The organism is Bacteroides sp. AM16-13, from assembly GCF_003602705.1.
GTDB lineage: Bacteria > Bacteroidota > Bacteroidia > Bacteroidales > Bacteroidaceae > Bacteroides > Bacteroides xylanisolvens.
Genome location: NZ_QTLK01000018.1, coordinates 4566 through 16512, shown reverse-complemented (window position 1 = coordinate 16512; position 11947 = coordinate 4566). Strand labels below are relative to the sequence as shown.

Below are 11947 nucleotides of genomic sequence, written 5' to 3'. Positions count from 1 at the left end.
GCTTCATTTTAAACAGTGATGCTTATGACTAATTATTTCCTAGTGCTGTATTCAGTCGGAGAACACCTTCCAAAAGAGAAGCTCCACTTGCTTGTGCGCCCATAGAAGCAATATTTCCAGTAAATATGGATCCCCAATAATAGTTACAATACATTTCCGGATAAGTTCCACGAATCAAGTTTGCGCTCAATGTTTCTGCATTTTTTCGCAGGAAAAGAATCAGATTCTGCCTAAGTGTACTATTAGCAGCTTCATCCAATGCCAAATTGACTATATAAGGAATCAAAACAGCTTTAAAGATGCTTTGGTCCATAGACGGACCTTCATTACGCAAAATGCCATTAGTTAAGCACCTATCACTGGTTGTGACATAGCTAATTACTTTTTCTGCACATGTCAGATAATATTTTTCATTTGTAATATGATACAATTGCCTACTTGCTTCTCCATACGTACCTTGCGTATAGGTTAAAGGAGGTTCCTCTATTCTACCATCTCCCAATGTTAAGTAATTATTGTCGTAGGCAAATTTATGAAGTATTTTAGCATCTGATAAATACTTATCTTCATTGTATTTTTTATACAATTTGGCAGCCATCAAAGCACCGGGAGCATTGGTACATATATTCCGGCTTCGCCCATTAGAATTATTTTCATTATTCCAAGGAAGTCCAGTTCCTTTATCATCTGTCCATTTTCGTGTAATAATGTAAGTGTCATACAACCTCTTGGCTGTATCGGCAAACTTATTATCGTCTAACACTTCTGACATTCGTAACAAAGTCAGACCAATCCAACACATATCATCAGTATATGGATTTGAAAAGCCTGTAGGATCGTTGTTGTCGTGATGATAATTATTTCCATGATTTTGAAACCATCTTTCAAAATATTCTTTATATGTCGCAGCCAATATAGGATTATTATCTTTGATACGTTCATAAGAATACAATACCACATCAATAGCATGAGCCTGTTGCCAATAAATATAAGTATTAGCCGAATTTCCAGATATATTTTGGGGTGATACCCAAAACGTTCCTTTCGTTTTATCCATAAACTGTTCAATAAGCACATACGTACAACTATCTGCCAAAGGCACTCCCTTATTCGATGGAATAGCAGTAATGGTGACTCTTTCTGATTTTCTTCCGTAGTTATCCACCACAACAACAGATATGAAATAAGGCTCTGCGGATGTCAACCGGAGTACATACCCTTCTCCTTTCTGGATCGTATTCACTCTTTTTTCGTCATTGGAACCTTTCTGTTTATAATAGATTTCTACCCCTAGCATATTGGTCACAGTAATCGGATTCGTCCATGTTAGATAAAGTTCATTGGGATTTTGTGTAATCTTAGCCTTCAAATTCGTCACTGGTGCAATTGTTATTTGCGAAGTATCGGTGTTACCTTCTATTGTATTGGCATCCTGTTCATTTGTTTCTCCACAGCCAATACATGAAAATATAAAAATTAAAAACAATACATATTTATTCATTGCGATTAGTAATAAACGATTGAAATGCTGTGGATATTTACAAATATCCACAGCATTTACAATCCCCATTTATAGTTTATTTATTTTTCGGTCAACCTTTAGTTTCCTTCTTCCCATTCGATAGCTTGGTCCTCATCCGGAATTTGAGTATTGATTTGACGTTCTAATGTCAACGAACCCATTACATGAAATTCAGTTTCGACACCGGGAATCGTTGTATAGTCTTTGAACGTATAGTTGATATTATTGATAATAATGGTTCGGTGCATTAAGTAGGGACGGATAGCGTCCATTGACTCCGTGATACTGTAAGAAGCAGTGATCTCATTATTAAAATCATCTTTACCGAGCGCAAACTGCATTTTATTATTTGGATCTGCCGGAGAAAGCGTTACTGTTCCATTATTGTTGAATTTTGCTTTAATCCGATACCCTTTCCTGTCTTGACGAGTTTCATCAAATAAACCTGCATAGAAGAATAACGTTTCATCGTCAACTACATACATCATGACATAATTCTTCACGTATGGTGCATCTGTTTCTGAACCATTCAAATATGTTTTGTAATTTACAGCACTATAATTTCCTGAATAATCATTGAATGGCATCACACGAAGCAATGCCTTCCGATAGTGCTTTCGATAGTTTGGGGTATAGTTTCCATCAGGTGATTCTTCGATAGTCAATGGTAATACCCATTTGTCTGATAAGTCGATGCCCTCCATTGAAAAGTCGATAGGCATTAATGCTACATCTTGCCCGGCATTGATCTGCACCGTTTCTGAATGAGAGTAGAATTTTTTTGGCAATACTTGATAGTACAAGTCGGTACGATTATTGAAGCGTTCTTGGTTTAGTACTTTTAAGGTATCTGTATCCAAACCAACATGTACTGTAATGTTACGTTCATTGGTGGTAGATCCGCTCACAATGATTGGTAACTGAAATGTCGTCTTTTCATTACCAGATCTATAGCGTACATTGATTCGAGACACACCATCACTGTTAATGGGAGCTTTAAATGATATATAATGTGTAAACTGTTCATTTTCCCATTCATCATTGCACGAACTACATAAGCCGGCTATGGGTAACAGATATAATAAGATATTTTTCAGTTTCATATTCTAGTTTTTTTAGATTAATCATTGTAGGTCCATCCCGGGTTTTGGGTCAGAAGTTTATTTCGTTTCAGTTCACTGTGCTTGATGGGCCAAAAATACATTTTCGGTGAGAAAGTAGCAGAAAGATTTGATATAGGAACCGGTGTGTGGAACAGGTCTTTATTGGCATTACTCATAAATGTATAACAACCGTAAACAGGCATTGCTTCCTCTACTTCCGCATCTTTCCAGCGTCGAAGATCATAGTAGCGTTTTCCTTCAGCAAAGAGCTCAATCTGACGTTCGCGTTTTAGTTTGATGCGAAATTTAATCGGGTTACTATATGTATCTGCATCATAATCGGGCACCCCGGCACGCATGCGTATTGGTTTTATACCTGTACGCATATCTTCTACGTTGCGGCTGATTGTGTAAGTGATGGAGCCATCCCAAGAAGGAACTTCATAACTAGCAGTCAATTCATTCAAAGCTTCTGCATACATCAGCAGGATATCAGCATATCGAATAGCTGGTTCATCTTTATCTTTTACCTTGGCTGCATCGCTATTATAATAGGTATCATCAGGATGCACATATTTAGCTACCCCAATGCCGGTGCGCAACCAGAACATACTATTTGCATAACCATTTCCATCTCCGCGATAATAGAATACTTGTTGATCTTGATTCTGAACTTCTGGTTCATTACCTAGATGCCAGTACATACCATTATAAGCAATGGACGCATAGAAACGTGGTTCACGTTCAGCATATTGCAAAGATACTCCATTTGGAAGCGGTTTGTGATCTGTATTATTTGTTGTATAACCAGTTGCGCGAGGGCGAGTATCTATGCGTCCTTGATAAGCTGGAGTACCTGCATATTCAGAGTTCATTCCCGGACAGTCAGTGCCATCGCTCATATAATAGGCATCTACCTGTTTCATGGTGGCGCCGTGCGTATTCCATCCTTTAGCTACAGTGGGCAATTGATGAATGACCATATCTTTGATGCGTTCACCGGAAATATTTTTTCCACGAGTAAAAATCAATTCAGGATTGTCCATAGCAGTTACCTGTCCGTTGAATAGAGAACGATAAGATTCGAACGGATCAATATTCTGCCAACCTTCTGGAAAATTTTTATAACTATATTCCGGGTGAATCGGAGGAGCGATGGTAGCAGGAAAAGCAATAGAATGAGTCGACCGGAAATCGGCTGTATAAATATGGTAAACGCCTAGTCCCATCACATCTTTGCAAGCAGCTGCTGCTTTAGCCCATTTACTGTTGTCGTATACAGGATTTAATAAACGTTTCCCGTCACGGTTGGTCATTTGCTGTGCATACGCATCATCGTTGCCATTCATTAGCGGACTTGCAGCATAAAGCATTGCCAAAGCACGGGTAGCTAAGGCGGCACCGCGAGTAGGACGGGTAATGGAAAGCTGGTCTCTTTTCAAAGGTAAACCCTGTGCTGCCAAGACCATCTCTTTAGCGATATAATCTACACATTCATCGTATGTATTGCGGGGAAGTTCCAAATCTTCGTATGACTGATTGTAATCAAAACCCTCATCCGGAACCAGTGGAATAGGACCATACTTCCGGAGTAACAACCAATAGTAATAGGCACGAACAAAGCGGGCTTGTGCTTTGAGGTCAATGATTTCCTCCGCACTATGCTCAATGCTCATATCTGCATACTGGATGAAAATAGAAGCCTGTCGAATACCATTATAACAACGGTTCCAAGTATCTTGGAAAGTGTTTTCATCGTATGCTCCTTCACGGAATTTATTATAAGATAAAGCACCGCCTTTGGTTGCATCCACTGTAACATCATCATCGCCATAATACATGCAATCATCAAACACAAAAGGTGTATTACGTTTACTTGCAACATCACAACATTGTCCCAACAAATAGGTATACGCCTGTGCCAACCATTGTTCTGTTTTTTTATAGTCGGTAAAAACTTTATCAATTGTTTCTCTATCCTCAAAAATGTAATCAGAATCCAAATAATCGGAACAAGAAGTGGAACTGATCGCAAAAATTGCGACTAATAGTATATATATTTTTTTCATATCATTAATCATTTATAAGTTAACGCTCAAACCTAACGTTACGGATTTGGACAATGGATATTTCTCTCCATTATTGCTACCCATTTCCGGGTCCCAGAGTTTGAAACTAGACCATGTAAGTAAATTGGTTCCAGTCAAGAAAATACGTACATTATTAAAATGTATTTTGTTAACCAGTGCTTTGGGAAGTGTGTAGCCGATATCAACCGTTTTCAAACGTACGTAGGAACCGTCACGCAACCAGTAAGTAGAGTTGCGGTAGTTATTAGTATAAGCATAAATCGTTGTATTTCCATTTCCTTGGTCCGTGTAACTTAGGCGGGGGAAAGTAGCATTGGGATCCTCGTTGGCTGCAATACCTAATTTCTCGGCAGTATCCGCATCTACCCAGCGATTATCCAAAGTTCCTTTAATAATATTACCCCATTGCCCTTCGCTGAAAGCTCTGATACATTTCCCGGACAAGAAAAACTGCGACTTGCCCGCGCCTTGAAAATGCAAATTGACATCAAGTCCTTTCCATTTAACAGAAAGCCCAAGACCATAAATCAGATTCGGACGATTAGTAGCTCCTACTGCTACAATATCGTTGTCATCCACTACACCATCACCATTTACATCTTTGTATTTAATATCACCGGGCATTACAGGACCATACTTTTGAGTAGGACTATTGCGAATATCATCGTAATCCTTGAACAGTCCTAATGCAATCAATCCTTTATTCTGGTTCACTCGATAGCCCTTTTGCATTTGATAGGGATATACATTGTTAGCTTCGTCTCTTTCAATAATCTCATTTTTGCTGTAAGTCATATTACCACGTACTGTCAAACTTACCTGATTGAACCTCTGTTTGAAAGAGAAATTGCCATCGAATCCCTTGGAATTTACTTTACCGACATTTGCAAAAGGACTCTTTCCTTGCAGGCCAATCATGCCAGGCAAATACTGGCGTTGCATGAAAATTCCGCTACGGCTTTCATCAAAGTAATCAACTGTCAATTTGAATTTGTCATCAAACAAAGCCAAATCTACTCCCAAATCTTTCTTCGTTGCCACCTCCCAAGTAACTTGGTCGGAAGCTAGTTCTGTGTAAGTTAATCCTGTGAATCCATAAGAACTACCGTAGTTTGCCCAATCATAACTATTGCCTTCGCCAATTGCGTACAGATAAGGGAAACGTACATCTGCATTGTTATGACGAATCTTATCATTACCTACTTTACCATAAGAGAAACGCACTTTGAACATACCCATCCATTTCCAATTCTTTTTGATAAATGATTCTTCTGCAATGTTCCATGCTAAAGAGTATGCTGGGAAGAAACCGAAGCGATGTCCTTTTGCGAAATTCTCCGAACCATTATAGCCGAAGTTGAAATCTACGAAATATCGATAGTTCCAGTTATACGCAATTCGCCCTGCCAATCCTTGATTACGTCTGTTGACACCATTTTTCAGATCATCACCTAAGTCTTGTGTTTTGATGTACGAGTCCTGTGTGTATTTCAACGTAGCATTGAGATGATGTGCCTTAAAACCGCGTTCCCAATTAAGCATCATATCTAAAAATTCACGACGGTTACCGCTAGAACCACTTTCTTGATGCATATTGCTACTGTCCGAAATTTTCTTGAATACCAAATTTCCATTTTCATCGCGTGAACGTTCGGCACTCCATTGCTCAGGCCATTTACGACGATTGATGTGATTGTTATTATAGGTATCATAGCCGAAGCGTCCAACAAATTTCAGACCTTTGGTGATAAACTTCAAATTCTGTTCCAACGTAATATTTGTCTGAATCACATTTTCCCAGTTTTCATTGAATCCAGTCTGTGTAGCTGCTACCCATGGGTTTGTTTTGTTGCCTGTACCTACTGCCGGAACACGACCGTTGGAATAAAGTAAAGGAGTACGAATGGCGGTATAGCCAAAAAGTTCACCCCATACATCTGCATCACCCAGTCCCGGACTGTTTCTCTTAGATAACCAACCGGATACACCTAACTTTAATAGTGTAGTTTTCGTGATATCAATATCTGTATTCAGACGATAGTTGTAACGACGATAGTTTGCATTAGTGTTGTAATCGTCTTTCAACGCTTTATCAGTGTTGTACATGCCTTCTTCATCAAGGTAACTAATAGAGGCGTAATACCGTGCAGTAGAACCACCACCGCTTAAATTCAGGTTAACGCGGTGTTGCCATGAGCCTTTCCTCAACAATAAATCCATCCAATCCACATTCGGATAGAGATCTGGGTCTAATCCGTTTTTTAGAATCTCCAGTTCCTCCGGTTGATATACAGGTTCATAATTGCGTGTAATTCGTGACTCATTCAATAGGTTTGCATACGAAATCCCGTCTTCAAATTCAGGTGTAATAGTGCGCATGTTGTAGGTGGTTTGTGCCTTTATGTCGATCTTGATTTTCCCGGATTTACCATGTTTAGTGTTAATCAATACAACGCCATTAGCTCCTTTAGAACCGTATATTGCAGTAGCGGAAGCATCTTTCAAGATAGAAAAGTCTTGAATATCCTCAATGTTGATTTCATCCATGCTACGTTCGAACCCATCTACTAAAATATAAGCACCGGTTCCAGCCCCAAATGTGGAAATACCGCGAATCCAGAATTCTGAAACATTTTGTCCTGGTTGACCGGAAGTCTGGCGGGCTAATACACCTGCAACGTTACCTGCCAAAGCATTAACAACACTAGACGACGGATTAGCCATCAGATGTTCCATGTCTACTGTAGTGATGGCACCGGTTTGTACCAATTTACGTTGTGCACCGGTACCTGTGATTACAACCTCATCAATAGTAGTAGCTACATCTTCTTCCATTTTTATATTGACCGAACGCTGTTCCTTAATCAATACTTCTTGTGTCTTATATCCAATATATGAGAAGACCAGTCGGTTATAAGGTTCTACTTTAATGGTATATTTCCCGTTGATATCAGTAATGGCTCCTAATCCGGGAACATCCTTGACGATAATATTCACACCAATAAGCGGTTCCTTATTACTGTCAGAAACAATACCCGATACAGTAACAGTTTTCTGAGCCATTGTGTCGGTTACTACACATAGCAACAGTATACATAAAATTGTTATTTTTTTCATTTTTATACGGTGTTTATTCATTAATATCTTCTTCAGGCACATCTTCTTCAAGGCCAATCTTTCTGATTCGATAGTTGTTGGCGTCTCCCACATATATCGTATTATCACGCTCATCCCACGCAATTCCTTTAGGCCGGTTAAAACGTGCATCTTCTCGTAAGCGGCCATTTGCATACCCCCATGGGTTTGAATTCAAACTAGCGCTACCACGTCCGGCATAGGTAGTCACTTGACCCAAAGGAGACAAGATACGAATGGCATGATTATGCCTGTCTGTCAAATAGAAGTCATATTCATCCGAATTTCCGGCATATTCTGGGTTCTTTACAAATACACCAGAGTAGGGATTACCGAATCGAGCCTGATTACCGACCCCATCCTGATAAACATAAGTGTCTTTGTTACTATTAACACCTGCAATGACATAGGGAGCGGTAAAGGTTTCCCCATTGAAATCTGAGCGAAGAATATAATTGCGATTGATGACCATGAAATAAGCATATTTACCAGTTGGATGAATCATAATATTGAACTCCCATTCTTTGTCTTGCACTTTTAATATTGTCTGAGCGGCATCATCTGCTGTACCAGGTCTGACAGGGGTTGTTCTCTTTCCTGTTGCAAATTCCTCTATAACATATTTCTTTACCCGATAAAGCAGACTGTTCTGGTAATTGGAGAAGTAGAGGTCGCCAGTAGTAGGATGTATTGCAGCAGCTTGGCATCCTTGGTTCTGTGCGATCACCCTTCCATTGCCCCACGTGAACCCACACGGCTTCGTTCCTCCTTCAATTCGATCGAACATCATAACAGCCGTACTATTAACATTTCCTTGCGCTAATCCTACAATCATGTGATATTTTCCATTGTCATCTTTATAGAAATCAATGGTTCGGCAACGCTGTGAGCCTACAAATGAGTTCTTGGGAATCATTGTATAGACCTGCTTGTTTGTGAAGTCAAAACAACGAATACCTTGTCCTACACCTTCAGCGTCCCCTGCGTCTTCTGCATCATATAGCAAATTATGGTCCTCCGGGTCCCAAGTCATAAAACAGGGATTCGTAATGGAGCCACAATCATTAAACGGACCATCTTTTGCTGAATTGGAACCTTGCTCACTAGTTGCACCACACAAGGAACTTACCACCACTTGGCGTTGATATTCAAACTTAATTTCGGCTACCTCGGCTGAATAGATTTCTTCTCCTTGTTTGATAGTTACCTGGATTTCACCCGAATAAGCCTTCGTTGGTACAATACAATATATGACAGTTGATTGTACGTTGACCACAGGCGCCTTCTGTCCGCCGATAGTGACTTCTATCAGAGACGGGTCATTGCCGAAGTTTTCTCCATAAATAAGAACCTTCTGACCTGCAGCACCATTAGTCGGACTGATTTCCTTGACACTAATAGGAAGCTGCGGATTAAAGGGACTGCCACCACTTCCTTGAGCCGGAGTGACTTCTTTTCCATTATCGCAACTCTGTAATAGAAAAGTGGTCAATGTAAACATTCCCCATAAAATGCCCAAACAGGCTTTCATTACTTTTTGTTTCATAATAAATTAGATTAAATATGTTAATAAAATCGCATAAGCAATAAGTATTACTTGTTTTTCTGTATAGGATATTTATTTCTGAAAGTAGGGTGCCACTTCCAAGATGGAAGGTGCGTTACTCTTGACGGAAGGCCATCCATCGTTACTCCAAATCAGTTTATCCATTAAAACATATCTTCCGTTTTCGGCTTCTTTCTTCTTGTAACCGTGGTAGATGATCCAGTCAGTTCCTACATCATCCTGAATCAGAATGGAGTTATGTCCAGGTCCTGCCCAAGTTTCATTGCCACTCATAATGATTTCACAATAATCATACAACATATCCCTTCCTGTCTTATCTAAATAAGGTCCAAGCACATTCTTTGAACGCCCTACCACAGTTTGATATGTACTGGTTGCTCCATTACAACAAGTTCCTATGGAAGCAAACAAGTAATAATATTCTCCACGTTTGTATATGTTGGTCCCTTCAAAACGATTTCCACAAATACGCTTCTTCAGGACTGGGGTTCCATCCGTTTTTTTCTTTATTTCCAGGCCATTATCCGTGAGTTCTGTAGCATAGATACCCCGAAAACTTCCCCAAAACATATATTTTTTGCCATTGTCTTCATAAAAGAACTGGTCAATGGAATTTTGTACCCCAATCACTTTCGAGTCGATCAAACACCCTTTGTCTATAAATGGTCCTAGAGGAGAGTCTGACACAGCAACTCCTACATTACTTCTCCACTCATCTCCCCATATAGCCCATGAATAATAAAGTACATAATGATTATTGAAATAACGTATCTCTGGTGCCCAAATATTGTGGTCGCCACCCCAAGTGGGGCGAGTAGCATCCGTGAAAGCTGTACCCTTATACTCCCAATTCACCAAATTTTTGGAACGATAAATAGGAACATTTCGAGTATTCTCTGTTCCATAGAGATAGAAATAACCATCTTGGGCACGAATTACTGTAGGATCTGGTGCGCTAAAAGCAATAATCGGATTGCAATAACCACGCACTAATGTCAATATCCGGACAGACTTATCTATTAACACTGTTTCGCTATCGGCATTCGTTAGACACAGAGGAAGTAGATAGTACGTAGGATGTAGTTTAGTTGATTGAATAGTTAATTTCGTAGAAGCTTGATTATTCCCTGCAGAATAAGTCAATCCACCAAGAGTATACGAGTCATCAGGTAGCAACTCATAAGATGTTCCATGAGCTGCATTATAATCATTTACCAACTGTACAGCCTCTGGTGCAACACTTAACGTACAATGAAATGTACTCTGGTTTGTGCCACTAAAATCATAATAAGATTTAATGTCTACTTCTACTTTTTCTTGGTTTAATAGTATTTCTCCGCTAATACTCTCCAACTTGACAATAGCTGCTTGGACATCTATCGTAAGAAGTAAATTTCTTTTGTTTTCTTGAGCGCTAACCGATGCACTTTCTAACCGAAGAGGGAGTACATAATTAGTTTTTTCCCTCTTCCATCTTGAGAAGATTTCAGAGGAATGAAATTGAATTTCTATACTTTTTTGTTTCTCATTCGCTTTCAGTGTTAACATTTCCTCTAGCTGATAAAGATCTTCTGGAAGCAGTTGAAAGTTTGTTCCATTGTTAGAATTATAAGCTTTCAATTCACTGTCACTCCAAGTTTTCAATCGAACAGATATCTCTCCATTCAAAAGGGTACTCTTGCAAACAAGCACATTGTATGAAACGAAATTCTGGTCGGGCACTAGATTCAAATTCTGGAATCCATTCTGTTGTAAATACACAGATACATTAGTCTCATCTCCTTCTTTTCCATTCGACTCTTCATTATTATCGCTTGTCGAACAGGAAAACCAGAATAGTGTGCTCAATAGCATTACTAGATTCCATCGAAGAATTGATACAGTAGATAAGTTACACATAATATCACTCCCTAATAGAAAATTACTTGCTACCACTCAATTTATTCATTAACACTTGCATCCAGTATCCTCCAATCACGGAACGTGCTCTGAAGCCAACCCACTTACCACTATCAGTATGATGCCAGTCACTGATAGGTACACGAGATACTGTCTCGTTAATATATTTATAAACAGGATCAGAGAATTTCTGGAAAGTTTCCTTGTCTGATGACATAGCTGCCGTCCACATGATCCAATCGGATTTGGTGTATTCTTTGCGGGAATCCAAAGGAAGTCCGTAAAGATTCTGTTTAGTCAGGTAATAATTGAGCTCTTTTTCGATTACATTGTTAGGGAATAGGTTCAAATTCCACAACTTATCCCACACCATATTATACTTTTGGCTCCAAGTGTTCTTACGGTCAAAAGCCAAACGGTAGTGATCACCTTCATTTGCCATTTTTTCCCATTTCATCGCCATTTCTTGGGCTATTAAAGCATATTTGTCTGCTACATCATTCAATCCGAGCATACGAGCCATTTCGCTGTATCCAGCTACCCCCATGATAGCTTTTACAGAAAGATTGGCATTGTGGGCCCAATGTCCGGCGAAGTCATCCGTGCAAAGTTGGTTTTCCGGGTCCTGTCC

General features: G+C 39.5%; 7 protein-coding genes. All 7 read right to left on the bottom strand.

Annotated elements, in window-relative coordinates:
• Nucleotides 1-28: 28 nt before the first annotated feature.
• Nucleotides 29-1570, bottom strand: coding sequence for a glycoside hydrolase family 76 protein (locus DW173_RS15205; RefSeq protein ID WP_087322889.1), 1542 nt, complete (start codon nt 1568-1570; stop codon nt 29-31).
• Nucleotides 1571-1599: 29 nt separating this feature from the next.
• Nucleotides 1600-2625: a DUF4973 domain-containing protein gene (locus DW173_RS15200; RefSeq protein WP_008024164.1), complete on the bottom strand. Its 1026-nt coding sequence runs from the start codon at nt 2623-2625 to the stop codon at nt 1600-1602.
• Nucleotides 2626-2642: 17 nt separating this feature from the next.
• Nucleotides 2643-4694: a RagB/SusD family nutrient uptake outer membrane protein gene (locus DW173_RS15195; RefSeq protein WP_008024166.1), complete on the bottom strand. Its 2052-nt coding sequence runs from the start codon at nt 4692-4694 to the stop codon at nt 2643-2645.
• Between the two features lie 12 nt (nt 4695-4706).
• Nucleotides 4707-7832 (bottom strand): SusC/RagA family TonB-linked outer membrane protein, encoded by a 3126-nt coding sequence (locus tag DW173_RS15190; RefSeq protein WP_087322913.1) that lies wholly within the window; start codon nt 7830-7832, stop codon nt 4707-4709.
• Between the two features lie 13 nt (nt 7833-7845).
• Nucleotides 7846-9396 (bottom strand): IPT/TIG domain-containing protein, encoded by a 1551-nt coding sequence (locus DW173_RS15185; protein ID WP_117685132.1) that lies wholly within the window; start codon nt 9394-9396, stop codon nt 7846-7848.
• A gap of 72 nt (nt 9397-9468) precedes the next feature.
• Nucleotides 9469-11271: a family 43 glycosylhydrolase gene (locus tag DW173_RS15180; protein WP_225450988.1), complete on the bottom strand. Its 1803-nt coding sequence runs from the start codon at nt 11269-11271 to the stop codon at nt 9469-9471.
• 67 nt (nt 11272-11338) lie between these two features.
• Nucleotides 11339-11947 (bottom strand): DUF1793 domain-containing protein (locus DW173_RS15175; RefSeq protein ID WP_225481210.1); only part of this gene is annotated, 609 nt, incomplete at its 5' end.

Coding starts and splice junctions, on each gene's coding strand:
- DW173_RS15185 (WP_117685132.1), bottom strand. CDS start 9,396: ATGAAACAAAAAGTAATGAAAGCCTGTTTGGGCATTTTATGGGGAATG.
- DW173_RS15200 (WP_008024164.1), bottom strand. CDS start 2,625: ATGAAACTGAAAAATATCTTATTATATCTGTTACCCATAGCCGGCTTA.
- DW173_RS15205 (WP_087322889.1), bottom strand. CDS start 1,570: ATGGGGATTGTAAATGCTGTGGATATTTGTAAATATCCACAGCATTTC.
- DW173_RS15195 (WP_008024166.1), bottom strand. CDS start 4,694: ATGAAAAAAATATATATACTATTAGTCGCAATTTTTGCGATCAGTTCC.
- DW173_RS15190 (WP_087322913.1), bottom strand. CDS start 7,832: ATGAAAAAAATAACAATTTTATGTATACTGTTGCTATGTGTAGTAACC.
- DW173_RS15180 (WP_225450988.1), bottom strand. CDS start 11,271: ATGCTATTGAGCACACTATTCTGGTTTTCCTGTTCGACAAGCGATAAT.